Below are 22,149 nucleotides of genomic sequence, written 5' to 3'. Positions count from 1 at the left end.
GGTGGATTGGGCTATTCGACAATTCCAACTCAGCGTTCTTTCTCGGCTTCGGTCTGCTCCTGGCCTACGGCTTCATCTACGACCGCTGGCAGGCGAAGAAGCGCCGAGATACGCAGGCTGGGACAAGGCACGACTGAGAGCCGCCGCCCGTTCGTTTGTCCGCTGAGCTCCCTCAAGCAGTGCCGTGGCGATTCGCTCGTAAGCAGGGTTCGCCATTAGCCTCGCCACCTGATCTTTCGTGGTTTGAGAGCTGGCACCCATCAGCGCCCGCGAAACCGCGCGAACACCTGCTGAGGCGAGTCCGGTCATGGTCATATCCGTGCGAGGTCCGTCGCCGGCCTCCAACGATTTCGCCGCGGCCGATGTCGGAGCCGTGCGCGACCCGTCCACGATCCGCTGCATCGAATCCCGGAAGGTCCGATTGGTGCGCAGCGCATCCGTCACGCGATCCACCGCGTCATCGCCCCAGGTGAGCCTACTCTTGACGTTGTTCCAGTCGCGAGGCGTGGCGAAGGTGCGCTCCAGCGCATTCAGGTCGTTGATGTTGGTCCCGACGACCCTGTCCAGTTCCGCGCGAGCGCCTTGACGGACCATGACGGGCGCCGCCGAAGGTCCGACCATCTGGCCTTGGGGGAGGCCACCGTTGCGAAGGGTTTCCGCCAGCTCAATTGGACGAATGACGGTTCCACGCCCGGTATCGAAGATGGTTTGCCCCATCTCCAGAGCTTCGCGCTGCCGAGCAAGTTCGGCATACTGCGCATCGGCCGCCTTGATCCCCGGAATCTTCGCCGTCAGCTCGGTATCGATCCGGCGCCGAATGTCGCCAAGCGCAGACTGGACGTTGCGCGGAGCGCTCTCCAGTGCGTCGTCGATCGACTGGCGGACGCTGAGCAGGGCACGCGGATTGACTTCGAGGTTTGCCGGATTGCCCGGAATGTTGAGATCCGACCGGACTTGCTCCAGCGCAGAGCGGACGGGGCCACGGCTGTCAGGAATCAGCGCCTCGATATGCTCCGCGATGGGGCGAGTGTCGACGGCGCGGGCGTCCCGGAATGCCTCATTGTAGACGGGGCTCAAGGCCCGCTGATTGGCCCGAATTGCAGCGTCGACCTGCGACGGGATAGGCGCAGGGCCGAGAGCATCATCCACGACGCTCGCCAACCGGCCAGCCGTGCCAGCATCGCGCTCGCGGAGCGCATTGACGAGAGCCGTTTTGCCCGGGCCATTGCCCGTCGCCGCGCCCTGGGCAATGCCGAGCATCGAGGGTCCCGCGTCAGGGAGCATGGCTTCCGCTCCGAGGTTCGGTAGGTTGCGCAAGCCCGCCTCATCCGCGCTCGCCGCGGCCCGCAAGGCGGCTGATCCGGCTCGTCCAACGCCTTCGACATTCTGCCCCGCGAGAGCCCGAGCGATTTTGTAGACCGACGACGATGCCGAGCCGACTGCCGGCAGAGCGCCGCCGATCAGCGCGCCAGTCTTCGCCCCACTCCACCCGTTGTCGACGTAATCCTGAGCGTTGCCGGTGTACGTGTTGCCCGCGCCAGCGGCAGCGCCATAGAGCCCGCCTTCCGCGCCGAAAGCCGCGATCCGGGGCATGAGACCGGAGCCAACGCGCCCGGCCAGCGTGACGCCGTTCTTGATGAGCCCGACGCCACCCGTGAGGCCGCCCGCTGCCTCTGCGATGCCGGCAAGGATTGGCGCCTCATCACGGATTGCTTGGGTACGCACATGCTGCGCATCGACGCCAGAGCTATAGCTGGGCGCCTGTCCGGTGAGGGCATCCATGCCGCCCGCGAACCGATCGGCCATGCCAAAGGTGAGGCCGTTGGCCGCCATGCGGACGCCCTTGTCCACGAGGCTGCCAATCTTCCCCATCTGCTCGCCGTAGCCCATCGTCACGGGTGCAGGAGCCGCGACCATGCCGCCAGTCGGGTTGCCCATGGCGTCGTATTCCGGGACCATCTGGGCCGGCGCCGCTGGAGCAGCGCCCTCCAGCTCAGCGAGCAAAGCCGGATCTGTCACCTTGCGCCCGCTCGTCTCGATCGGCAGGCTGGGCGTGTCGGGAGATTCGAGAGCGCGCAGGAGCGCCGGGTCTGTGACCTTGTTCGCCATACCCGTCACTCCTCAAACCATTCGGCGCCGCGCTTGACATAGCTCTTGCCGCCTACCGACTTCCGGGCTTCTGGCGCAGGCTGTTGCGGGGCCGCCGCTCCGCTCGCACCTTCCTTCTGCGCCTTCTGGTAATCCTTGAGGCGCTGGAACGGGCTGGGCAGCTCCTTCAGTGCCTTGTCCGCGTCCGCTTGGCTGATTTCGCCACGCAAGGCTTGGCGGGCGATGTCGCCAGCTTGGGCCTGATAGTCGAGCATGCCGCGATATGTATCCGACACGATGGCGTTGCCGCCCGGCTGCTTGAGTAGGCTCGGCAGGGCATTGCGGAAGGTCCGCATCTCCATGTCGGAAGTCGCGCCCGAACCGGGGACGCGCATCCGGGGCGTGAGTTTGTCCATGATGGACAAAGCCGCTTCCATCTCGTCCATCTTGCCGCCGGTCAGCTTGTCTGCCACGGCATCGAGCCCGACGCCTTTCGCCATCTGAGCGAGGCCGAGACGGGCTTCCGTTCCGCGCCCGGTCTGGATACCGCTCAAGAGGCCGGAAAGCGTCTCGACATCGCTGCGCAGCACGACCGCTTCGTCTGCCGACGTGGCCATGTCGAAGTAGCGCTTCGCCTGATACTCGTTCGCCTTCGTGGCGAAAGCCTGCGAGCCCTTCGTATCGATGTTGAGCTGCGTCGCTCCCGACGACTTGTTGCCGCGCATCCAAGTCGTGAAGTCGCCAGGCGTCCGCCCTGCGGCTTTCTCCTGCGCCACGTAGATATCGTATTCCTTCATGTCGCCGGTTCGATCCTCCGGCTTGTTCTGCGGCCCGAAGATCTGGACGGGCGAGCCCTGGCCGTTCTTCGGAACGTGCCACACGCTGCCGTCAGGACGGTTGACAGTCTCAAGCTCGCGGCCCCGGAAAGCCTGCTGGATGACCTGCTGCGCGATGAGCTTGGAACCGGCCGTGGCGTTCGGGTTGTTGAGCGTTCGCATGGCTGCCCCAATCTGGGCTTGGCGCTGGGGCGTGCCCGGATCAGCGGCTTGCGGGACCGGAACCGGACCATTTGCCAAGGGGCTCGCGCCCTGCGTCTGGGGCTGGGAACTCCATGCCGCTTGCGGCGCCGTGCCGCTGCCCGTCTGCGTCGGAGCGGCCGACGCTCCCGGCGAAAACGTGGCAGGCATGAGCGCCGCCGCGACGCGCTGGATTGGCGTGCTGGCAGTGGAGAGCGGATCACGGCCGGCCCGGCTCTGCATCAGTGCTGCCGCAACGGCTTTCATGCCCTCGGACGGGGACATGATGCCGGCGCCAGAGGGAAGGCCGAGCCGGGCTTCCTCGCTGGCAAGCATCCCGATCCGTGCTCCGCCATCCGGGCTGTTTGGATCGATCTCGCCATAGGACGGCTGCGGCGCCGGCTGGCTAACTGGAACTTGCCCCATCGCCTGGACGGCGCCAGGTGCGGGCAAGTCAGCCTGCGGCATCGCAAGATCGGCCGGGCGCGACGGAGGAAGGGTTTGCGTCTTGGCAAGGGCGCGGGCAATCGCCTCGCGCGGATTGGCGGAGGGCGTGAACGTGCTGTTCATCCACGGCTGATCGACGCCTTCGCTCATAAAGACAGGGTTGAGCGGCTGAGGCGCAGGCTGGGCCTCCGGGGCCGCGACAGAGGGCTGCGGCGGATCGGGCTGGATGGCCGCCGACGCGGGGGCGGACGGGCTCGACCCCAGCCAACGCCCCGTCGCCGGGTCGAAGTTGGGGAAAGCCCCATTCGGTTGCATCGCCGGCAGGTCGCTTTGACCGGGCGGGATGAAGAATCCCTCAGCGCCGCCACTGCCCTGAACAGGCACCGCGCCCGGCGCCGGCATGTCAGCCTCGGCCGTCCGCATTTTGCCGCCGTGCGTGGTGAAATAATCCATCAGCGACGTGCCGTTGGCGTCGGCCGGGTTGTATCGCCCGCCCGTCTCGATGAAGCGCTGGAGACCGCGATTGCCGCCGAGGTGCGCCACGGCCCGCATGCCGCCCATCGTAATGGGCACGCCGTTGATGCTCTGGCCGATCATGCGATCGAACCCGTTGGCGCGAATGTTCTGATCGATATCGCCGAAGTGCCAGTTCTCCGCCGCTTTTTGCAGCTCCGGTGACTTCATGAACATCTGCGGCGTCGTGCCCTGGGGAATAGCTCCAGCGGCGGCGGCTTCCTGCAACCGCGCCTGACCGAACTGCGCACGGCCGAAATGTCCGGTCATGCCCCCAGCGCCTACCGCACTGTTCTGAGCCTGCCAGTTGCCGCCGCTCTCGGTCGTGTTGAGCGAGGCGGGGAGCGCGCTGCCGGTGTCCCCGTCCGTCGCGGTAGGCGCTAGGCTTGCGGTCGCGGTCGTGGCGGGCGTGCCTCCCAGGCTGAAGGCGCCGCCTCCTCCGTTGAGAATGGCATCGTCCTTGGCCTGGAGCGCCTGATTAGCTTTCTCAGCCTTATCGAGCTCGCTCATTTCCCAGCCGCCGATGAGGGCCTTGGCCACGCGGTCAACGCCCTGCAACCAGTGCTGGACGGGCGCCGTGCTCGTGCCTTCCTTCATCAAAGAGTACGCCATGCGGCGCTTGAGGTCGGTCGAAGAGAGCTTTTGCCCGCCCTCGCCCCAGGTGAACGTGTCAGCCATTGGCCCTTATCCTTTCAGCCATGGGCAGGTGTTGGCGAACATCACCCACACGGTGGCGTCGATGTCGTCCGTGAAGTAGTGGCGAGCGCGGCCCTCCAGCGTGAAGCCAAGGCGGCGAGCGTAGTCCTGGAGCTTGGGCTGGTTGGCCGGGATCCGGCAGACGAGGCGACGCACGGGGTTCTCGCAAAAGATCCAGAACGCGAGATAGCGCAGCGTGCTGCGATGCCAGATGCCGGGCGTGGATGAAGCGATTAGCTCCGCCTCCATCGTGGCCGTCACGTTGTGAAGAGCAACGGCGCCGGATCGGGAGCGGTCGTGAGTGAAGATGATGAGGTTCCGTTCGACCGTGCCGATCGGAACTGACTTCTCTTGTGCGAAAAGGGTGGCAATCACGGAATTGTCGGGCCACGCTTGGAGGAAGATGCGCCGATTGGTTATGGCCTGGGCGACCTCCGCCTGGCTGTCAGCGAATAGGGTAGCACCCTCGCCAATGACCGCGCCGTGATGCAGATCTGTCATTACGCTTTCCGACCGAACCGGAGTTTCGGATAGGGCGGCAGGTCGACGCCGTTAGCCTCGATGGCCTTGCGGAGCGTCTGCCGCATGAACTCGCTGGCGCTTACGCGTTGACGCTCGGCCGCTTTCGCGACCGCTTCAGCAAAGCCCCTCTCTGCTTTCATCTGGACTAGCTCGGGATACATGGCTCATGACCCTGATGCGGACCGCGCCAAAATACCCTCGAAATGAAATTTTCACAATGAAATCATACTGTTAGATACGTCAACTTCCGTCTGCGCCCGTCCAACCACGTAGAGCAAGCCGCAGTTACGCGGAGAGGTCATCCGCGCCAGATAGAGCACAAGATATTGATAAAGTTCAGACCCAATGCGAGTGACCTGCTCGATCCCCAACAGATTCCCCAACTTTGGGAGAAGGCTGCCCCGTCGGCACATGCCTATTGCGACGGCTGCCAGCGAAGGCAGGCAACGCGAGAACCCTGGTGCTAGTGAGGCTGGATTCTTACCGCGCCGGCCGATCGGGTTCTTGACCAGCCAAGACGGCCTGAACTGCTTGGTTGCCCGCCTCGGTCAGCTCCCAGCCCTCCAAGAGATTTGCGTCATTGTCGCGATAGCGAGTGGCAATGAACCCACGCGCTTCAAGGCGCTGTTCGGTATCTACCCCAAGGCCCTTGATCCCAGCAGGCCGGACCAGACTTCCGGGTTGAATGCCCTGAAATTGTCGAAGTACGTCGCGCTCACGCTTTCCCAGTCGCGTGAAAATGAATTCGGACTTCCAGCGGTCGAATGCCTCTTCCTGCAGACGCTCCATGTCGGCGTCCGTCATCGTATGAGGATCGAAGCCAAGCTTCGAATACCACCGGTCCAGGTGGTCACCTGCGCTAGACGGCAGAGGCCATCTGCTAGGCTCAACGCGGCCTGCGGGTAGATCGCGTTTCTTCTTGAGGTTCTTCACCCCTTCAAGAAACGGATCGGGTTCATGACTCGGCCCATCATTTATCAGGTGGCGCTCTAGGCTCGGCCAATGCCAGCGAACAATCTGACCGCGCTCGATATGCGGTCCCGGGATGAAGCCAGCGCGCAACCATGTGTCGAAGGTATCGACGCTGATCATCAGCCTAGCCGCGGCTGTCTTTCTGTCGACGAATACCGGTTCGACGGGCGTTCGCATCATCGAGTGGCCTCATTGCCCTTCTGAGGCGAACGAATTTGATCGCACCCGACGCGCGACTCAATCCTGTCACCCTTCGGGCGCAACGCTTGCTTAAGTGACAGCGTTCATGGTGTATCGCCGCAGCACTCCCCAAGGGGCAGGGATGTCCGCCGCCGAGTTCGAATTCCGAATTGAGGGGTATACCCCCGAAACTCTGCCGATGGAGCGCATCGCCGAATATTTGCTCGGCTTTGCCCAGCTTCTCGGGTCGAAGGATGGTGTCCATTTCGGTGGCGTCGAAAAGGGCAGTGTGCGCCTTGTCGCGAAGGTCGATCAGGAAGCTTTGCCCGTCGTTAGCCCGCGCGTTCGATCGGCCGCGACAGGAGAAGGCGGAAAGGAAGCAAGAGCAGCTTATGCCCGCCTCAATGAGATGCTGGGAAAGGACAAGACGGTAGCGGCGCTCACGCTGCCCGGCAGCAGGGTTATTCCGTTTCCAGGTACCACTCCGCCGGCCAAGCCCATCGGCCCGCTGCGTCAGCCGACATCGCTACAAGGCCGGCTCGTTCGCCTTGAAGGCAATGGCGACCTAGTAGGCGTTGGCATCGAGGATGGCAGCGACATTGCGGGCCGCATTGTCGTGAAGGCGGATTTGGCGAAGGAAATGGCAACATACTTCCACACGCACGTTCGCCTCTCCGGCAGCGGAAAGTGGCGGCGCAATTCGGAAGGTCAATGGGATCTGGAGTTGCTCGACGTCTCCTCTTTCGAGCCCCTTGAAGATGAGCCGATCGGCGAGGTCTTGCGAAAAGCCGGGCAGATGCTCCCAGAGGGAAGCGCCAGCCAGGCGGTGAAAGCCATCCGGGATCTGCGCCGGGCATGATTGTCGTCGACGCGAATTTCCTAATCCTGCTCCTCGATCCCCAAGGGGCTATGCCCCATCTCGATAGAGGCAAGGAGCGGGTCGAGTTCTTCACCCAAGAGCTTGCACGGACGAAAGAAGAAATCGTCATCCCTGCACCCGTCGTTGCGGAGATTGTGGCAGGCCGCATCGATCGCGTGGAGGAAATCGTCGCCTTACTCCAGCGCAACCGCTCTTTTATCGTGCAACCGTTCGACCAGATCGTTGCCATCGAGGCGGGCGAAATGATCCGACGCGCGCTCGATCGAATGCCTGAAGCCAACCGTCCGGCGGGCTGGAAGGTGGCGATGAAGTACGACGCGATGATAGCCGCGACGGCGAAGATTTGGCGTGCTCGTGCCGTCTGTACCGACGATGACGGGTTGGGCGGTTATCTACGGGGAACCAAGATCGAAATCATCAAGATCGATGAATTGCCCTATCCACCCGAAGACCCTCAGAGAAAAATGGACTTCGAAGACGAAGCGTGATGCTTCAATCGCGCGCTGCCGCAGCTTTTGCCCTTACCGCGGCGACTGCGATACCGCCCCACAGAGTGACGAAAGACAGGACGATCTTGTCCCTAGGCTCAAGTCCAGATGGCGAGCTTGGTTTATCCGCGGCCAACTTCGCTTTTGTGCTCTTATAGCTTTTGTCCCGAATTTGCTTGCCCTCAGAGCCAAGCGCCCGCTCGAAATTTGTAGCCTCCTCTTCCCCAAGACTCGCAGTGAGGGTGTGGGCGAACTTATTCCGTAGGGTACCGACAAAATTCAGCGCGGACTTGAATTTATCAGAAAGACCCAGAGCCAAGGCGAGCCGGACTCGCATCTCGAACGGCACCTTGCTCAACTCCAATTGCTCGGGCTGGACGAGCCGAGCTTCAATGAACTCGGAAAGCCTGCTTTCGATATGGATATGGGCTCTGACAACCATGCCCAGGTCGTCCTCCCCGAGCAGAGCCTTGTTGAAAGCCTCTTGTTCAGCCTCGATCCCAAGCCTCTCAGCGGGCGTCATTCCGCTCTCCGTCACCAGCGTTAGCTGCGCTAGCCAGAAGGTGCTCTGCCGTAGCAATTGCCCTCGTCCTGGCCTCCGGTGTCATCATCGCGGCAAGCAGAGCCGGCACCCAAGGAGGGACCGGCACCTCGTCATTCAGCCATTCATGCACGCGGCTGACCCGCCCGTTACAGAATAAGGCTGCGAACCTGTCCGGCGCCATCTCGATTTGACGAAGCCCATAGCGGAATTGCTCCCCGCTGATGTGAGCGACCTTTGTCTTCGATGCGGGAAGTTGGAGTTTGCGGGCCACGTCAATGCTCTCCGCTCATCCGGTCAGCGCGCTTCTCATAATGGATCCTGACGCTCATTCGACCGACGTCGCATTCAGGAGCAGACCCAACTCCGAATTTTGCGGCTTCGCTCAATTCACCCCCCTCTCAAGCTCGGCGTCGCTTGCGTTTCGCGACCGGCCGTTCAATGGCCGCCTCATGACCACAGGCCGCGTCGGAGCACCTCAAGAAAATCACTCCAGCCTCAGCAACGCCGATCATAGGCGAATTGCATGTCGGGCAGTCGGTGTTGCCGCTAGCCGGAGCGAGGCGCTTTTCGAGGTCACGACGCACCGGGGCATTTCGCTGGACCAATTCTTCGTCTCGCTTCCGCTGGACAGCAACGACGTTTGCCGGCTGCCGCTGCGGCGCCGAGTTTCGCTTAGACACCCAATTGCCGACGGTGATGCCTGCGGCAGCGCTGGCCAGGAAGCGCAAGAAGCCGGGCAGGCGATCCACGCCGCCGTGATGAGAGCATGCGCCCTGCGAGCCGATCGACGGCGAGGCCCAACCAGAATTACAGGTTAGCGGACCCGAGATCAGGTTGAGGAAGATGAAGGTCGCGACGAAAGTGGCGACGCCGAATTTCACTGCTTTCATGGATTAATTCGCGCGCTCTGAATCCTCGTGTACAACGATATCGTTCAGCCGTCGTTCGACGAATTCAGCTCGTCAGGCCTGAGGCCCTCGTCTATCGGACCCGGCATTGCATGGCGGAGAATGTCGTTGATGCGGTCCTGCCAACCGGGTCCGCCATCTTGGAAATAAGCTAGAACTTCGCTGTCGATCCGGAGCGTCACCATCTCCTTAGCGCCAGGCAGAACCGTCCTCTTCTCCACTGGCGCAGCCACTGTCGGCGCCTGCGCTTTGACAGGGCTTCCGCCTTGTCACGCGCGCTGGTTGGGCGGCGGGTAATTCGATCGTTGCTCATTCAATCCTCATGAGAAACTGGTTCACTTTCGGGGCCGTCCTTTGTCGCGCGCCTTCTCCACCATTGCCGGTTCGCCCGTCAGCGCGCCGCGTCGCTCAGCCTTTTCCTGCTTGGTCGCGTCCATATCGCTCATGGCTTCGTCGGCCGCGCTCGCCGCCCGTGAGCGAACCTCGGTAGCGCTGGCCTCCATCTCGTCCGGCGTCGCCCGCGGAACACCGGATGGCTTCGCCAAGCGCACGCCAGCGCCGCCGCCGTTTTCGGGAATGAACTGAACTCCGCGCGCCTCCAAAGCACCTTTGATCGCGAGTAGATTGTTCTCCACCGGCACTGAGCGGCCCGCTTCGAAATTCCGAACCGTCGATATGCCGACTCGCGACGCGGCGGCCAGCTCGGCTTGGGAAAGCTCCACCAGACCACGGGCGGCCCGGCACTGCGCAGGTGTCATCGAAATCCCCTGTAACGTTTCGCGCCATCTATAACGCTTTTCGTTTGACATGACGATATGCATCGCTTATCACTCACCTTAACGTTAATCGTTAGGTATGAGGTATCAGCGATGGCCACCCATCACGAACTGCTGCCGCCGGCATCGCTCCGCATTCGGACGCGCCTCGCGGATACCAGTTGCGGATTCTGCGGCTGCCGCGAGGAGCCGGACCAAACCGGCCGGGTCATCCCCATCGCTCACCCCAAGCGCGCCATCTGTGAACTCTGCATCGATTATGCGGACGAGCAGGCAGAGGCTGCACGCCTCGCGCGCCGCGCTCCGAAGGCCAAGTGCGGCCCGTTCCGCCGCATCAACCGCCACCGCATTGGAGCCTGAAATGGCGAGCGCATCCGCAACGCTGCTCGACGCAGTGAACCACCTTCACGAAACGATGGACTTGCAGGAAGCCGCTTACATGGCGGCCGGCGCCATCGAAGGCGAGAAGCAGAAGAACGCCATCACCACCATCATCGACCATGTGTCCATCCGCCTCGCGGAACTGGAAACCATGCTCGGCAGCATCCGCAAGGAGGAGTAGCCATGGCGCCCGATATCTCCCAGCTCAACCACATGCAGCTTTTCGCCCTCTGGGAAGCGGCTCGCGCCACCAGCGATTTGCTCGACAATTTCAATTGCCAGCCACGGTTTCGCGACCATCGGGCGAATGATTCGCGCGGCGTCGTCACCTGGACCGGCGCCGGGGACATCGTTGACGATTTCGCCCGCGAATTCGGCCTGCTGGCGGACGCCATCGCGCAACGTGCCCGTACTCTGCCGGCCGCCACGGAAGAAGACCGCACATACCGCCTACGGCTGCTCATCATGGATGAAATCGGCGTCTTCGAATGCACGACCGAGGAAGCGGAGCAGGCCTTCAACCTAATCGATAGCGAGCGCGAGGGAGATGCGACATGAACGACGCTCGCGCCTGCTTCAATCGCGCTATCGGCCTCTCGCTCGATTATCTCCGGTTCGCTCTCGATGATGAGCGCCGGCTTCCCGCCCCAAGCGGTTGGTTGGACCTGTCCGTTATCGAGCTGCGCCGCGCCCTGGCTGCCGCGAATGCCATGGGCTGCCCCACCCGAAAGCGCCTCTGCTTCCGCAACCTGTCCAAGCTCCGCGCGCGTCGCGCGCGAGGCACCGCCGCCTGAGAGGGAGCCATGACAAAGAAAGCCCAGCCTGACGCCTACGACGCCAACAGCGCCGAAACCGATGCCGGCAACCTTGCCGAGCTGCTGGACATCATCGTCAGCGAGGAGTGCGAACTGATCCGAGAAGGCATGACGCCCGAGCAGACTGCGACCCTCGCCCGTATCGGCGCGCTCGCCTGGGTCGGACGGGATATTGCCCGCCGGCTCACTGAAAACGTCTTCGTCGCCGTCAAGACGATCTAACCCGCCACACCATCAACATCTTTGGAGAAGATCCAATGCCGAGCGCAACCGCTCCGGCAGCCGCTACTGGCTTGCCGAAATTCGACGCCGCCGAGGTCGCCTCCTGCATCTTCCAAGCGGACAAGCTCGCTCGCCTCTCGATGAAGGATCTGCACGAGCTTTCACGCACACTTGATGCAGCGTGCGAGCTAATCGCACTCAGCCACGTCTCGCATCTCGAACGGCTCACGCCCTCTTGCTCCATGCTGGAGCGCCTAAACGGCATCTTTGTGTGCGCGCTCCACGACATTCGTGAAGCTGCTCAGGCGCGTCAGCCCGAAGGCCATCTCGAGACCATTTGGCGGGCGCTGCTCTCGCTCCGGCATGCGGCGCTGGTCTCCGAAGACCTTGCCGACATCGCGGCCTTGAGCGCCCAGGCATCGGCCGCCGAACGGGAATTCCTGACCACTCGCCGCTGACCCCGCAACCCCTCCCTTTCCAGAGGAGTGCTCTCGTATGTCCGTAGAACGTCGATCGATCCTCAAAGGCGCCGCCGCCATAGCTTGCGCAGGCAGCATCGACCCCTCAGCAGCCGCGAGCCAGGATCCGCTCGTTGCGCTCATTGAAGAATACCGGCACGGGACCGCAGCATTCAATGCGCGCTCCGTCACCGAGGAATGGGAAGGTCTGACTGAGGCCACCTACGGCCCGAGCATGGATCGGCTCTGTACCTCGCCACCCATGCCGACGACCTTTGCCGGTGCGATGCACGGAATTGAGTTCGTGCTGAGCGAGATGGCCGACTTCATCGACTCAAACGCAAACGAGGCCGTTCTGAAGGTTTGCGCTGCCTTCCTGCGCCAGCATGTGGGAGCGAGCGCATGAGCTCTATTCGCATCAACCGCCAGCGCGGCAAGGGCAAGCCCGCGCGCTCCTATGGCATGAAGCCCGTCAGCCTCCCGACGTTCTCCTTCTACGGCCATCTCCCCGTCGTCTACGTCGATGGAGAACTGGTTATCGGGCGTCGCGTCATTCCTCTGGAGCCACGCCAATGAATGCGCAGCCTGATCCTGTCTTCGCCGCGATCGAGCGCTGGCGCCCGCTATGGGCTGTTTTCATAGCTGATTGCGACATTGAGGACGGCATGGCCTGTGACGCTGCCGTGAAGATCAGCATCGGCCCGGCCTATGACGCGCTCCGCGCCATCTACAAGATCGAGCCGACGACGCCGGCCGGGCTGGTCGCGATGATGACCGTCATGCTGGAGGCAGACGGCGACCATCTCAACCTCAATGACCCCGACAATCCCGAAGTGCTGGACGATGGGGAACGCGGCCTGGTCGCCGTCTTTCACTACGCCAAGCGCATGCTGGAGCAGATGCAATGAGCCTCATTGATCTTCGCCCCTCCGCCGAATTGTTCGCTACACTCAGCCAGCTTGACCCCGATGACGGCCCTTTCGGCGACGGCATCACCCTGAGCGATGTCGAGCGGCAGGAGGTCCGAAGCATCCTATTGGACGTGGCGCGCCGCCTGACAGACCGCGCCCTCTCCATCGACGGCGTGCGGCGCCGGCTGGGCGCCATCGTGGAATCACTGATCGGCGTGGCCAATGCGCTCGATGGCGACTCTGACCTGGAAGACAGCACTGATCAGGAATCCGTTTGCGAGGATGAAGGGGCGCAGTGCGACGACGAAGGCCAGTCGGATGACAATGGCATTGCCGACTGCGATGGGTTGAGAGAGCAGGGCTAATGAAGCTCAGGGAGCCGCCACGAGATTAACCTAATATGACATAAATTGACGTAATTTCCTGTCAGTCATTTGGCTGGCGGGGCGTTGCGTAATGAACCGACTGTTCTTCGGCGACAATTTGGAATGGCTGCGGGGCGGCAAAATCAAGGATGAGAGCGTAGACCTCGTCTACCTCGACCCTCCCTTCAATTCGAAGGCAACATACAACATTCTGTACAAGTCACCCGTTGGTGCAGATGCTCAAAAGAAAGCTTTCGAGGATACATGGCGGTGGGAGGACGGGGCCGAAGCTGCTATGGAAGCAGTCAGGCGATCTGACGTCGCCATCTTTCGAGTGCTTCAGGCTTTGCAGGGCTTTCTAGGGCAAAGCGACCTCATGGCATATTTAGCCATGATGACAGTCAGACTTATCGAACTAAAGCGGGTCCTTAAGTCAACCGGAAGCATATATCTCCACTGCGACCCGACCGCCAGTCATTATCTGAAAGCCGTAATGGACGCCATTTTCGGGGCCGCAAATTTCAGAAATGAAATTGTATGGCTTCGTTCCAGAAACCCGAAAGGCTCCCAGCACTCGATCAAGAAATTCAGCCCCAGCACTGATACGATACTGTATTATGCCCGATCAAGCGAAGCGCCATTCTATGACGACGCGATACGGCGCCCTCTGTCTGAGGAAGAGCTGATCGAAAAGTACGACCGAGAAGATGAACACGGCCGCTATGCCGATGGCCCCATTATCTGTTCGGCGAGCATGGGTCCCCGCCCGAATCTGGTCTATGAATACAAGGGCTACACGCCTCCGCCTTATGGGTGGAGGGTCAATATCGAAAAGCTTCGTGCGATCGACGCGGCTGGGAATCTCGCGTGGTCGAAATCGGGAGCGCCGAGAAGAAAGCTACGGCCTGACCAAGATAAAGGCGCGCCTGTTGGTAGCTTTTGGGGAGACATTCCTCCTCTGAACTCGCAAGCGGAAGAGCGCATTGGCTATCCCACGCAGAAGCCGCTGGCTCTGCTGGAGCGAATAATTTTGGCTTCCAGCAAGCCCGGAGATGTCGTGCTCGACCCGTTTTGCGGTTGCGGGACTGCTGTTCACGCTGCGGAACGGCTGGGCAGGTCGTGGGTCGGTATCGATATCACCTATCTTGCGATCCAAGTCATTGAGGATCGGATAAAAACCTGGCTTCCCACCACGAAATATGTCGTCGAGGGAATACCTAAAGACGAATTCGCGGCTCGCAAATTGGCAGAGCTCCAGCCGTACACCTTCCAGGAATGGGCAGTTGGTCGCATTGGCGGCCAGGCGAAGGGACGCGGCCCCGACAAGGGCATCGACGGCGAAATCTCCTTCATCTCTGGACCGGGGCGCTACGGACACGCAATCGTGTCGGTCAAAGGCGGCCGGCATGTTGGGCCGGACGCTATTAGGGTTCTCAAGAGTGTTGTTCAGCGCGAAGGCGCGGACATGGGCGTGTTCATCTGCGTGAACGACCCGACGCCTGATATGCGGACTGAGGCCGCGTTGGGAGGACGAATCGAGCTCCCAGGCGGAGAGCGCCCGAGAATCCAGATCGTGACTGTGAAGGATCTAATCACGGGTCCGAATCTGGGCATTCTAACCGAACTCAACACTGTACGGGCCACACAAGAGGCCCGCGCCGTTCAGCGTAAGAGGCCGGCTCGCAAGCCTACGCCAGAGGAGTTGCGCAGGGAGCCACCGTTGCCGCCAATGCCAATTACCGGGGGCAAGCCGACCCGAGACCAGCAACCCTTACCCTTGGACGAGCCTCTGTTGGTGAACCAGGTCGAGAAGAAGGCCAGAAGGCACCGCTAGGCTTGCCTCGGCCCAATCTCGTTGGTGAGGTCCGGCTTACGCCGCCAAAGAGGAGCAGCATTTGAACCTTCAAGGAGAGTGGTGAGAGCGTAGATTGATCGCTCTCACTAGGGCGATTCGATGAGCCGACAGAAAAAGGAACTCTACCGGCGGAAACTGGATGAGCTGTTGTCGCGCGCCGATGATGCCGCGTTCTTGATAATGTGCTGGGCCACGCGGACGCTGCAGACAGGCAACGTCAGAGCAGCCGCGAAGCATTTGGAGTTTCCCGAAGAGGCCGCCAATTCCGACCTGACCAACCGACTGGCGATCTATCCCTGGCTGATCGAAACCCTTGCAAACGAGCTGCTCGTAGTTCCGAAGGAAACGCCCAGGCTTCGCACCAAAACTAAAACCCTGAACTGTCGCGCATTTTCGGCAATGGGAAGAGCCCGCAATTTGGTGAATGAGTTAGAGAATGCCGAAGATGGCATCGCGCGCCGAAATGTCGGGATTCTATATGAGCTGCATCGCTTAAGTCAGCGTCAGTTCGAGTGGCAGCGTGGATTTTTATCGTTCCAGCAGCTCTATCGCTCTGGCTTCCTCTATGGCGGACCTCTGACAACTGCCTATTTTCAGGCCAAGAACGGCTTTTCCCTCTCAGAATACTCCCATGCTTGCTTTGCGCTCCGCGCTGCTTTTAACGAACGCCCAAACGTCAGGCTCGATTTCGACTTTACGGGAGTGAGCATTCCATCGGAACTTTCGGTCGCCGTCATTAAACATATCAGCTGCACGCACCAAGATGCGCGGCGTGAGGCCGCACGGATCCGCACTGTACCGGGCCAGACCGCCTACAAACCAAGTATTCTCCGCTCAACGCCCCTAATTGTGTTCGGGGAGGCTGCCGTTTGCCCTCTTCCAGAACTCATAAGCCTAAGGGCGGCAGGCGGTGTCTTCTACGATGTTATTGACGGACCGGATCCGGTGAAAAACGAGATTGCGGCGAGGTTTGAAACGTACTGCGTCGATTTTCTCCGTGCCGTTCTCCCATCGTCCCAAATCTCGCCGAGCTTCAAATACAAGCAGGGCAAGCGCCACTTCGATACGCCTGACGTCCTGATTTCACGCCGCGGGGGGATGGCCGTCGTCCTCGAATGCAAGGCTAGGCGAATGTCTTTCAGCGCTCGCTTTGGCGATGATCCGATCAGCGCAGCCGCCCGTGGATATGACGAGATGGCCAAAGGCGCCTTTCAGATCTGGCGTTACGTCTCACACCGCCGAAGGGGCATTCTTCCACCCGTCGAATTCGCCAGCGACGTGCGCGGCATCGTCGTGACGCTAGACACTTGGCTTTCTATGGGCGGCCCCATCATCGATGAGGTACTCAGCCGCGCCAAATCCATAGCTCGCGAAAGCGATCCGGAAATCACAGACGCTGACCAGATCGCGGTGCGTTTCTGCCATATTGACGACCTGGAGAAGACTTTTGCCTCAGCGACCGAGGACAGCTTTTTCGAAGCGGTTGTTCGAGGCACGGATGACGAGCATCGCGGCTGGATGTTGGAGCGCGTCCACAACAAGCTTCACCCTGAACTCCCAGAAGCCCGGCCATATCCGTTCACAGATCGGATTCCCGATGTCGTGGGGGACTGGTGGGCGGTGATGGTAGCGCACGCCCATCGGGAAACTCCTCCGTCCTCGCATTGAGGAAGGCACGCGCCCAGTGCGATTGGCTACGTCAGCGTTTATGGACTTCCGTCCACTCTCTCGGCGCAAGTTGGGGAATAAGTTGGGGAACAAGGTCACCGCGCCGGAGCGGCGCTAATGATTTCAACTACTTAGATGGAGAAGGTGGCGGACAGGGAGGGATTTGAACCCCCGATACCCTTGCAGGTATGCCGCATTTCGAGTGCGGTGCATTCAACCACTCTGCCACCTGTCCGCGGTCGCCTTCGGTCGAAGCGAGGCGCTTACTACACAACCCTCCGCCGGGGGGCAAGCCTCCCGACCGACAGAAATCCACTCTTCACAGCCGCTTTCGCTTGACCTCCCCCGGCCTTGCGACTATCGAGCACCGTCCGGCGTGGAGAAATCCGCGCCCGATCTCTTTTGGCATGTGCGCTGCGTCGCATGCCGGCAAGAGCAAGCCAGATCACGCAATCGACTGCCAAAAAGCCGTCCCGCGAGGCTCCCGACCGGAAGCCGCGACAGGACGGGGCCGAACATGGAGGACAAAATGTTCGCAGTCATCAAGACCGGCGGGAAGCAGTTCCGCGTTGCCGCCAACGACAAGATCACCGCTGCTAAGATCGAAGGCAATGCCGGCGACACAGTCGCGTTCGACTCGGTGCTGATGCTCACCGAGGGCGAAAAGACGACGCTCGACGCCAAGGCCCTCTCCGAGATCACCGTCGTCGGTGAGATCGTCGAGCAGGCCCGTGGCGAGAAGGTCATCGCCTTCAAGAAGCGCCGCCGCCAGAACTCCAAGCGCAAGCGCGGCTTCCGCGCCGAGCTGACCGTTATCCGCATCACCGACATCCTCACCGGCGGCAAGAAGCCGGAGATGAAGAAGGCCGATGCCGCCGCTGCTCCGGTCGCCGCCAAGGCGAAGGCTGCGCCGAAGGCCGCCAAGGCCGAGGCTGGCGAGGAGGCTGAGAAGCCGAAGAAGGCCGCGGCCAAGAAGGCCCCTGCCAAGAAGGCCAAGGACGAGGCGTCCAAGGCCTGAGACCGGGTTTCCCGGCATCGAATTCCGCGCCGGATCACCACTGACGGGGTTCAGTCTCCCGCCTGTCACTCCTGACAGAATGGTGTTCCGGCATTTCGTATCCGAGACGGGTGGCTTTCGCCGCCGATTCGGGTTAGAGAGACACGACAAGTTTTGAGGTAGGGCGTTATGGCTCACAAAAAGGCAGGCGGCTCGTCCCGCAACGGTCGCGATTCCGACGGAAGGCGCCTCGGCGTCAAGAAGTTCGGCGATCAGGCCGTCATTCCCGGCAACATCATTATCCGTCAGCGCGGCACCAAGTGGCATGCCGGCGCCAATGTCGGCATGGGCAAAGACCATACCCTCTTTGCGACAGCGAACGGCCGCGTCCGATTCACGACGAAACTCGGCCGAGCTTTCGTGAACGTAATTCCGGGCCAAGAGGCCGCAGAGTAAAAGGCGGATAGGGAATTCTCTCGATCCGCCGGTTCCATCGAACCGAACGGATCAAGGGTTAAAAGGCCCGAAGAGGGTCTCCCGAAGGTCAGCGAAGGGGAGATGGGACCAAAGTCCCAGCTCCCTTTTTTCGTTTGCGCCGACGGAGAGACGATATGTTCCCCGAACTGACCCGCGACGATGTCTTCCGGCTCGAGACCCGCCGTCTCTGGCTGCGTTGGCCCCGCATGGCCGATGCCAATGCCATCCTGCGCCTTGCCGGAGAAAAGGCCGTGGCGGAGATGACGGCATCGATTCCCCATCCCTACCCGTCCCAGGCGGTGGAGCCCTTCGTCTTCGCGATGCGCAAGGGCAATGCCCTGGGCGAGCATCTCGCGCTGGCGATCACCCCGCGCTCCAAGCCCAATGAGCTGATCGGCATGATCAGCGCGCACCGGCAGGCGACGGGCGTGCCCTTCATCGGCTACTGGCTCGGCACCCCGCACTGGGGCAAGGGCTATGCCACCGAGGCGGTGCAGGGCCTGATCGACAGCCTGTTCTCGCTGATCGACATGGCCGCGATCGAGGCGGACACCCGTGTCATCAACCCGGCCTCGCGGCGGGTCCTGGAGAAGTCCGGCTTCCGCTCCGAGGGCTCGTTCCTGAAGTCGCTGCCGGCGCGTGGCGGGCTGTTCCCCTGCGAGCAGTTCCGGCTCGACCGCTCGACCTGGGCGGCACTCAAGAGCTGGAGCGCCAGCGGCTGGGCGCATGCGCCCGGGCTGGAGCCGGTGGAAGAGCCTGTGCGTGGTGCGCCTGCGTCCGGCATCCCGCCGCGTCGCCAGCAGGAACAGGCCGAGCCCTGCCCGGCTTGAATATTCACGCCCTGGCCGGGCCAGCCCCGGCCAGGGTATCTCGCTGTCCTGCAAAGAAATGCCCGGCTCAAGGCCGGGCATGAGGGTTGTTCAGGCGCAGTGCCTTACTTCACGAACGTCCCGTGCAATTCGTCCTCGATATGCACGCGGATGATCTCCTCGAAATTCGCTTCCGCCCTGAAGCCAAGCGCCAGCGCCCGCTGCGGATCGAAGTTGCGCGGCCAGCCGGCGACGATCCCATCGATCACCGGGTCGGTCTCGCGGCGGATACGCTTCACCACATTCTCGCCGGCGACCTTGCGCAAGGTCTCGATCTGCTCGGCGACCGTGCAGGAATAGCCCGGCATGGTCAGCGCCCGGCGCGGGCCGATGGCGGCGGTATCCATCGTCGCGGCATGGATCAGGAAGCCGACCGCCGAACGCGGGCTGGCATGCCAGTGGCGCACCTGGTCCGAGACCGGCAGCACCGCTTCCTCGCCGTTCAGCGGCTCGCGGATGATGTTCGAGAAGAAGCCCGACGCCGCCTTGTTCGGCTTGCCCGGCCGCACGCAGATCGTCGGCAGGCGGATGCCGACGCCGTCGAAGAAACCGCGCCGCGAATAGTCGCAGAGCAGCAATTCGCCGATCGCCTTCTGCGTGCCGTAGCTGGTCAATGGCGTGGTGAAGAACTCGTCCTCGATCTTCTCGTGGAAGGGCGCACCGAACACCGCGACCGACGACGTGAAGACCACGCGCGGCTTATAGGCCTCGGCGTGGCGGATCGCCTCGAAGAGATAGCGCGTACCGTCGAGGTTGATCCGATAGCCCTTGTCGAAATCGGCCTCGGCCTCGCCCGAGACCACAGCGGCGAGATGGACGATCACCTCCGGCCGGGTCGCGATCAGCTTCTCGGCTTCGCCCTGGATCGAGAGATCGGAGACCACCGCCTCGAAATCGAAGGGTGCGGCCGGCGGCGGCGAAGCGACGACCACATCCTGCGCCGTCACGCGCCTCACCGGCTTGCCGCCGAGCTGGCCATCGCGCGCCAGCCGCTCGATGAACTTGCGCCCGACCATGCCGGCGCCGCCGAGAACGAGAATATGCATCGGTTCTGTCCTGAAGGTTTGCTCTGAGGTTTCGTCAGTTCGGAAGATGGCCGCCGAGATCGTCTGCGATATGGACACGAATGATCTCGTCGAAATCGCGCTCGGCCGTGAAGCCCAGAGCCAGCGCGCGCTTGGCGTCGAAACGGGTCGGCCAGCCTGCGACGATCGCCGCGGAAGCCGGATCTGGCGCACGCCGGATCAGCTTCACCGCCTTGTCGCCGGCAATGCGCCGCAGCGCCTCGATCTGCTCGCCGACAGTGACGCAGACGCCGGGCATGGTCAGGTTGACGCGAGGGCCGAGCTGCTCACGGGACAAACCGGCGGCATGGATCAGGAAACCGACGGCCGAGCGCGGGCTCGCGTGGGTGAAGAGCACCTCATCGCCGACCGGCAAGAGCGCTTCCACGCCCTGCAGCGGCTCGCGGATGATGCCGGAGAAGAAGCCGCCGGCCGAGGCATTGGGCTTGCCCGGCCGGACCACGATCGAGGGAAAGCGGATGCCGACGCCCTCGACGAAGCCGCGCCGCGAATAGTCGGCCAGCAGCAACTCGCCGATCGCCTTCTGCGTGCCGTAGCTCGTCAACGGCGTGACGTGGAATTCGTCCGAAATCGACGCTGGGAACGGAGCACCGAAAATGCCGCTGGAGCTGGTGAAGACCAGCTTCGGCACATAATCCGCGCCGCCCTCGTGTCGGATCGCCTCCAGCAGGTTCAGCATGCCGTCGAGATTGACGCGGTAGCCCTTGTCGAAATCGCGCTCGGCCTCGCCGGAGATGATCGCTGCAAGGTGGAAGATCAGGTCCGGCCGCAGCGCCGCGAGCTGTTTCGCGACAGCGGCATCGCCGGCATCCTCGACGCGGATCGTCGCCCGTCCCCCAAGCTCCGCCGGCAGCGAAGCCGGCACCACATCGGTCAGCGTCAGCCTGTCGATCGCCTGGCCGGCGCATTGGCCCTCACGCGCCAGACGCTCCGCCAGCCTGCGGCCGACCATGCCGGCCGCACCCGTGATCAGGACATGCATGATCTCTCCCTATCCGGTTCGCGTCTCGGGTCGCTCTCGGCGGCAACCGCGTCAGGAAAACGGAGGGCGGCGAGCGCCCTTCGTCCGGAAGCGCTTCAGAGCGCGAAGCCGCCATCCGCCAGATGGATCTGGCCGGTGGTGTAGCTCGACTCGTCGGCCGCGAGATAGACGGCGAGCGCCGCGATCTCCTCGGCCGTGCCGAGCCGGCCCATGGGCTGACGATCGATGAAGGCCTGCCGGGCCGCGGCCTCGGTGGTCTTCGTCGCCTGGGCGAGATCCTTGATGCGCTGGTCGAGCGAGGGCGACTGGATCGTGCCGGGGCAGATCGCGTTCGCGCGGATGCCCTTCTTGATGTAGTCGGCCGCAACCGCCTTGGTCAGGCCGATCACCGCCGCCTTGGTCGCTCCATAGGCGTAGCGGTTCGGGATGCCGCGCACCGAGCCGGCGCCAGAGGCGATATTGACGATCGAGCCCGAACCCTTCGCCAGCATGCCCGGCAGGAAGGCCTGGATCGTGCGGTGCATCGACTTGACGTTGAGGTCGAAAGAGAAGTCCCAGGCCTTGTCGTCGGTGTCGAGCACCGTGCCGTGATGGACGAAACCGGCGGCGTTCACGAGAATGTCGACCGGGCCGACCTTCTCGGCGAAGGCGTTGACCGCCTTGGTCGAGAGCACGTCGAGCTTGCGCTTCTTCGCCTTCGGAATGCCCTCCAGCAGGGCGACGTCCTTGTCGGTCGCCCAGACGATGGCGCCTTCGGCAACGAAAGCCTCGGCGATGGCCCGGCCGATTCCCTGCCCTGCGGCGGTGACGACCGCGACCTTGCCCTTCAAACGTCCTGCCATGCCCGTTCCCTCTTTCAGCCCGCTTTTGCAAAGGTCTTGCGCATATGGGTCAGCCGGCGGTCGGCCATCTCCTCATGATGCGTGACGGTGAAGCCCAGCCGCTCGTACCAGCCGATGCGCTGGGTCAGCTTGGCATGGGTGTAGAGATGCACCGAAGCATAACCGAGCGCCTGCGCCCTCTCGTCGGCAAAG

27 protein-coding genes, 1 tRNA gene and 1 pseudogene are annotated in these 22,149 nt (G+C 62.4%); 17 read left to right on the top strand and 12 right to left on the bottom strand.

The annotated features are described in order from the left end of the window. Window positions 1-72: 72 nt before the first annotated feature. From J0I42_RS20315 to J0I42_RS20300, 4 genes are all read right to left on the bottom strand, one after another. Window positions 73-2,109: a hypothetical protein gene (locus J0I42_RS20315; protein ID WP_291657480.1), complete on the bottom strand. Its 2,037-nt coding sequence runs from the start codon at window positions 2,107-2,109 to the stop codon at window positions 73-75. Between the two features lie 5 nt (window positions 2,110-2,114). After that, a complete protein-coding gene (locus tag J0I42_RS20310; protein WP_291657478.1) occupies window positions 2,115-4,742 on the bottom strand; it encodes a hypothetical protein in 2,628 nt (875 codons plus the stop codon). Window positions 4,743-4,748: 6 nt separating this feature from the next. Further along, window positions 4,749-5,261 (bottom strand): hypothetical protein, encoded by a 513-nt coding sequence (locus J0I42_RS20305; protein ID WP_291657476.1) that lies wholly within the window; start codon window positions 5,259-5,261, stop codon window positions 4,749-4,751. Between the two features lie 501 nt (window positions 5,262-5,762). After that, window positions 5,763-6,374: a hypothetical protein gene (locus tag J0I42_RS20300; RefSeq protein ID WP_291657475.1), complete on the bottom strand. Its 612-nt coding sequence runs from the start codon at window positions 6,372-6,374 to the stop codon at window positions 5,763-5,765. Window positions 6,375-6,576: 202 nt separating this feature from the next. On the opposite strand from J0I42_RS20300, the gene J0I42_RS20295 reads away from it, so the two are divergent. Together J0I42_RS20295 and J0I42_RS20290 are read left to right on the top strand one after the other, a co-directional pair. Next, window positions 6,577-7,293: a hypothetical protein gene (locus tag J0I42_RS20295; protein ID WP_291657473.1), complete on the top strand. Its 717-nt coding sequence runs from the start codon at window positions 6,577-6,579 to the stop codon at window positions 7,291-7,293. Then, the gene (locus tag J0I42_RS20290; RefSeq protein WP_291657471.1) at window positions 7,290-7,802 is read left to right on the top strand and encodes a type II toxin-antitoxin system VapC family toxin; all 513 of its coding nucleotides are present in this window, start codon (window positions 7,290-7,292) and stop codon (window positions 7,800-7,802) included. Before J0I42_RS20295 ends, J0I42_RS20290 begins: the two co-directional genes overlap by 4 nt. 4 nt (window positions 7,803-7,806) lie before the next feature. Here the strand turns inward: J0I42_RS20290 and J0I42_RS20285 are convergent, their stop codons facing one another. From J0I42_RS20285 to J0I42_RS20270, 4 genes and pseudogenes are all read right to left on the bottom strand, one after another. After that, a complete protein-coding gene (locus J0I42_RS20285; protein ID WP_291657470.1) occupies window positions 7,807-8,325 on the bottom strand; it encodes a hypothetical protein in 519 nt (172 codons plus the stop codon). A 419-nt stretch (window positions 8,326-8,744) separates the two neighbouring features. Further along, window positions 8,745-9,236, bottom strand: a complete 492-nt coding sequence (locus J0I42_RS20280; RefSeq protein ID WP_291657468.1) for a hypothetical protein — start codon at window positions 9,234-9,236, stop codon at window positions 8,745-8,747. 44 nt (window positions 9,237-9,280) lie between these two features. Next, window positions 9,281-9,567: pseudogene (locus J0I42_RS24110) on the bottom strand (BrnA antitoxin family protein). 22 nt (window positions 9,568-9,589) lie between these two features. After that, window positions 9,590-10,075, bottom strand: a complete 486-nt coding sequence (locus tag J0I42_RS20270; protein ID WP_291657466.1) for a helix-turn-helix domain-containing protein — start codon at window positions 10,073-10,075, stop codon at window positions 9,590-9,592. A 48-nt stretch (window positions 10,076-10,123) separates the two neighbouring features. Between J0I42_RS20270 and J0I42_RS20265 the strand changes: the two genes are divergently transcribed. From J0I42_RS20265 to J0I42_RS20210, 12 genes are all read left to right on the top strand, one after another. Then, on the top strand, window positions 10,124-10,390 hold the full coding sequence (locus J0I42_RS20265; RefSeq protein WP_291657465.1) for a hypothetical protein: 267 nt from the start codon (window positions 10,124-10,126) through the stop codon (window positions 10,388-10,390). A 1-nt stretch (window position 10,391) separates the two neighbouring features. Next, window positions 10,392-10,592: a hypothetical protein gene (locus J0I42_RS20260; protein WP_291657464.1), complete on the top strand. Its 201-nt coding sequence runs from the start codon at window positions 10,392-10,394 to the stop codon at window positions 10,590-10,592. A gap of 2 nt (window positions 10,593-10,594) precedes the next feature. Next, on the top strand, window positions 10,595-10,969 hold the full coding sequence (locus J0I42_RS20255) for a hypothetical protein (protein ID WP_291657463.1): 375 nt from the start codon (window positions 10,595-10,597) through the stop codon (window positions 10,967-10,969). After that, a complete protein-coding gene (locus J0I42_RS20250) occupies window positions 10,966-11,205 on the top strand; it encodes a hypothetical protein (RefSeq protein WP_291657462.1) in 240 nt (79 codons plus the stop codon). The genes J0I42_RS20255 and J0I42_RS20250 overlap by 4 nt, the downstream gene beginning before the upstream one ends. A 9-nt stretch (window positions 11,206-11,214) precedes the next feature. After that, on the top strand, window positions 11,215-11,448 hold the full coding sequence (locus J0I42_RS20245) for a hypothetical protein (protein ID WP_291657461.1): 234 nt from the start codon (window positions 11,215-11,217) through the stop codon (window positions 11,446-11,448). 35 nt (window positions 11,449-11,483) lie between these two features. Continuing rightward, the gene (locus J0I42_RS20240) at window positions 11,484-11,906 is read left to right on the top strand and encodes a hypothetical protein (protein ID WP_291657460.1); all 423 of its coding nucleotides are present in this window, start codon (window positions 11,484-11,486) and stop codon (window positions 11,904-11,906) included. 37 nt (window positions 11,907-11,943) lie between these two features. After that, on the top strand, window positions 11,944-12,312 hold the full coding sequence (locus J0I42_RS20235; RefSeq protein ID WP_291657458.1) for a hypothetical protein: 369 nt from the start codon (window positions 11,944-11,946) through the stop codon (window positions 12,310-12,312). Continuing rightward, entirely contained in the window at window positions 12,309-12,482 is a 174-nt protein-coding gene (locus J0I42_RS20230; protein WP_291657457.1) for a hypothetical protein, read from the top strand. The genes J0I42_RS20235 and J0I42_RS20230 overlap by 4 nt, the downstream gene beginning before the upstream one ends. Continuing rightward, window positions 12,479-12,814: a hypothetical protein gene (locus tag J0I42_RS20225; RefSeq protein WP_291657456.1), complete on the top strand. Its 336-nt coding sequence runs from the start codon at window positions 12,479-12,481 to the stop codon at window positions 12,812-12,814. Before J0I42_RS20230 ends, J0I42_RS20225 begins: the two co-directional genes overlap by 4 nt. After that, a complete protein-coding gene (locus J0I42_RS20220) occupies window positions 12,811-13,182 on the top strand; it encodes a hypothetical protein (protein WP_291657455.1) in 372 nt (123 codons plus the stop codon). Before J0I42_RS20225 ends, J0I42_RS20220 begins: the two co-directional genes overlap by 4 nt. Before the next feature lie 91 nt (window positions 13,183-13,273). Next, entirely contained in the window at window positions 13,274-15,016 is a 1,743-nt protein-coding gene (locus J0I42_RS20215) for a DNA methyltransferase (protein WP_291657454.1), read from the top strand. A 120-nt stretch (window positions 15,017-15,136) separates the two neighbouring features. Further along, the gene (locus tag J0I42_RS20210) at window positions 15,137-16,705 is read left to right on the top strand and encodes a hypothetical protein (protein ID WP_291657452.1); all 1,569 of its coding nucleotides are present in this window, start codon (window positions 15,137-15,139) and stop codon (window positions 16,703-16,705) included. A gap of 145 nt (window positions 16,706-16,850) precedes the next feature. On the opposite strand, the gene J0I42_RS20205 is transcribed toward J0I42_RS20210, so the two are convergent. Next, window positions 16,851-16,940: transfer RNA gene (locus tag J0I42_RS20205), tRNA-Ser, on the bottom strand. Between the two features lie 294 nt (window positions 16,941-17,234). Between J0I42_RS20205 and rplU the strand changes: the two genes are divergently transcribed. The 3 genes from rplU to J0I42_RS20190 all read left to right on the top strand — a co-directional run bounded on the left by rplU (window position 17,235) and on the right by J0I42_RS20190 (window position 19,009). Beyond that, entirely contained in the window at window positions 17,235-17,723 is a 489-nt protein-coding gene (gene rplU / locus J0I42_RS20200; protein WP_291657450.1) for a 50S ribosomal protein L21, read from the top strand. Between the two features lie 168 nt (window positions 17,724-17,891). Continuing rightward, window positions 17,892-18,158 (top strand): 50S ribosomal protein L27, encoded by a 267-nt coding sequence (gene rpmA, locus J0I42_RS20195; protein WP_291657449.1) that lies wholly within the window; start codon window positions 17,892-17,894, stop codon window positions 18,156-18,158. A gap of 155 nt (window positions 18,159-18,313) precedes the next feature. Next, a complete protein-coding gene (locus J0I42_RS20190) occupies window positions 18,314-19,009 on the top strand; it encodes a GNAT family N-acetyltransferase (RefSeq protein ID WP_291657447.1) in 696 nt (231 codons plus the stop codon). Window positions 19,010-19,113: 104 nt separating this feature from the next. Here J0I42_RS20190 and denD (J0I42_RS20185) read toward each other — a convergent pair whose 3' ends face one another. From denD (J0I42_RS20185) to J0I42_RS20175, 3 genes are all read right to left on the bottom strand, one after another. Further along, window positions 19,114-20,094: a D-erythronate dehydrogenase gene (gene denD, locus J0I42_RS20185; RefSeq protein ID WP_291657446.1), complete on the bottom strand. Its 981-nt coding sequence runs from the start codon at window positions 20,092-20,094 to the stop codon at window positions 19,114-19,116. A 34-nt stretch (window positions 20,095-20,128) separates the two neighbouring features. After that, window positions 20,129-21,115, bottom strand: a complete 987-nt coding sequence (gene denD, locus J0I42_RS20180; RefSeq protein ID WP_291657445.1) for a D-erythronate dehydrogenase — start codon at window positions 21,113-21,115, stop codon at window positions 20,129-20,131. Between the two features lie 95 nt (window positions 21,116-21,210). Beyond that, window positions 21,211-21,957 carry an SDR family oxidoreductase gene (locus J0I42_RS20175; protein ID WP_291657444.1) on the bottom strand — a complete coding sequence of 249 codons (747 nt, stop codon included), beginning with the start codon at window positions 21,955-21,957 and terminating at the stop codon, window positions 21,211-21,213. Between the last annotated feature and the right edge of the window lie 192 nt (window positions 21,958-22,149).

The sequence above is a fragment of the Allobosea sp. genome (assembly GCF_017308015.1).
Lineage (GTDB): Bacteria > Pseudomonadota > Alphaproteobacteria > Rhizobiales > Beijerinckiaceae > Allobosea.
This window is presented reverse-complemented; position numbering and strand designations above follow the sequence as displayed.

Excerpts from the sequence above, each read along its gene's own strand:
- J0I42_RS20290 (WP_291657471.1), top strand. The coding sequence starts at position 7,290 with ATGATTGTCGTCGACGCGAATTTCCTAATCCTGCTCCTCGATCCCCAA.
- J0I42_RS20225 (WP_291657456.1), top strand. The coding sequence starts at position 12,479 with ATGAATGCGCAGCCTGATCCTGTCTTCGCCGCGATCGAGCGCTGGCGC.
- J0I42_RS20245 (WP_291657461.1), top strand. The coding sequence starts at position 11,215 with ATGACAAAGAAAGCCCAGCCTGACGCCTACGACGCCAACAGCGCCGAA.
- J0I42_RS20210 (WP_291657452.1), top strand. The coding sequence starts at position 15,137 with ATGAGCCGACAGAAAAAGGAACTCTACCGGCGGAAACTGGATGAGCTG.
- denD (WP_291657446.1), bottom strand. The coding sequence starts at position 20,094 with ATGCATATTCTCGTTCTCGGCGGCGCCGGCATGGTCGGGCGCAAGTTC.
- J0I42_RS20315 (WP_291657480.1), bottom strand. The coding sequence starts at position 2,109 with ATGGCGAACAAGGTCACAGACCCGGCGCTCCTGCGCGCTCTCGAATCT.
- J0I42_RS20220 (WP_291657455.1), top strand. The coding sequence starts at position 12,811 with ATGAGCCTCATTGATCTTCGCCCCTCCGCCGAATTGTTCGCTACACTC.
- J0I42_RS20175 (WP_291657444.1), bottom strand. The coding sequence starts at position 21,957 with ATGGCAGGACGTTTGAAGGGCAAGGTCGCGGTCGTCACCGCCGCAGGG.
- J0I42_RS20235 (WP_291657458.1), top strand. The coding sequence starts at position 11,944 with ATGTCCGTAGAACGTCGATCGATCCTCAAAGGCGCCGCCGCCATAGCT.
- denD (WP_291657445.1), bottom strand. The coding sequence starts at position 21,115 with ATGCATGTCCTGATCACGGGTGCGGCCGGCATGGTCGGCCGCAGGCTG.
- J0I42_RS20260 (WP_291657464.1), top strand. The coding sequence starts at position 10,392 with ATGGCGAGCGCATCCGCAACGCTGCTCGACGCAGTGAACCACCTTCAC.
- J0I42_RS20265 (WP_291657465.1), top strand. The coding sequence starts at position 10,124 with ATGGCCACCCATCACGAACTGCTGCCGCCGGCATCGCTCCGCATTCGG.
- J0I42_RS20250 (WP_291657462.1), top strand. The coding sequence starts at position 10,966 with ATGAACGACGCTCGCGCCTGCTTCAATCGCGCTATCGGCCTCTCGCTC.
- rpmA (WP_291657449.1), top strand. The coding sequence starts at position 17,892 with ATGGCTCACAAAAAGGCAGGCGGCTCGTCCCGCAACGGTCGCGATTCC.
- J0I42_RS20285 (WP_291657470.1), bottom strand. The coding sequence starts at position 8,325 with ATGACGCCCGCTGAGAGGCTTGGGATCGAGGCTGAACAAGAGGCTTTC.
- rplU (WP_291657450.1), top strand. The coding sequence starts at position 17,235 with ATGTTCGCAGTCATCAAGACCGGCGGGAAGCAGTTCCGCGTTGCCGCC.
- J0I42_RS20310 (WP_291657478.1), bottom strand. The coding sequence starts at position 4,742 with ATGGCTGACACGTTCACCTGGGGCGAGGGCGGGCAAAAGCTCTCTTCG.
- J0I42_RS20280 (WP_291657468.1), bottom strand. The coding sequence starts at position 9,236 with ATGAAAGCAGTGAAATTCGGCGTCGCCACTTTCGTCGCGACCTTCATC.
- J0I42_RS20305 (WP_291657476.1), bottom strand. The coding sequence starts at position 5,261 with ATGACAGATCTGCATCACGGCGCGGTCATTGGCGAGGGTGCTACCCTA.
- J0I42_RS20270 (WP_291657466.1), bottom strand. The coding sequence starts at position 10,075 with ATGCATATCGTCATGTCAAACGAAAAGCGTTATAGATGGCGCGAAACG.
- J0I42_RS20295 (WP_291657473.1), top strand. The coding sequence starts at position 6,577 with ATGTCCGCCGCCGAGTTCGAATTCCGAATTGAGGGGTATACCCCCGAA.
- J0I42_RS20240 (WP_291657460.1), top strand. The coding sequence starts at position 11,484 with ATGCCGAGCGCAACCGCTCCGGCAGCCGCTACTGGCTTGCCGAAATTC.
- J0I42_RS20230 (WP_291657457.1), top strand. The coding sequence starts at position 12,309 with ATGAGCTCTATTCGCATCAACCGCCAGCGCGGCAAGGGCAAGCCCGCG.
- J0I42_RS20255 (WP_291657463.1), top strand. The coding sequence starts at position 10,595 with ATGGCGCCCGATATCTCCCAGCTCAACCACATGCAGCTTTTCGCCCTC.
- J0I42_RS20300 (WP_291657475.1), bottom strand. The coding sequence starts at position 6,374 with ATGATCAGCGTCGATACCTTCGACACATGGTTGCGCGCTGGCTTCATC.
- J0I42_RS20215 (WP_291657454.1), top strand. The coding sequence starts at position 13,274 with ATGAACCGACTGTTCTTCGGCGACAATTTGGAATGGCTGCGGGGCGGC.
- J0I42_RS20190 (WP_291657447.1), top strand. The coding sequence starts at position 18,314 with ATGTTCCCCGAACTGACCCGCGACGATGTCTTCCGGCTCGAGACCCGC.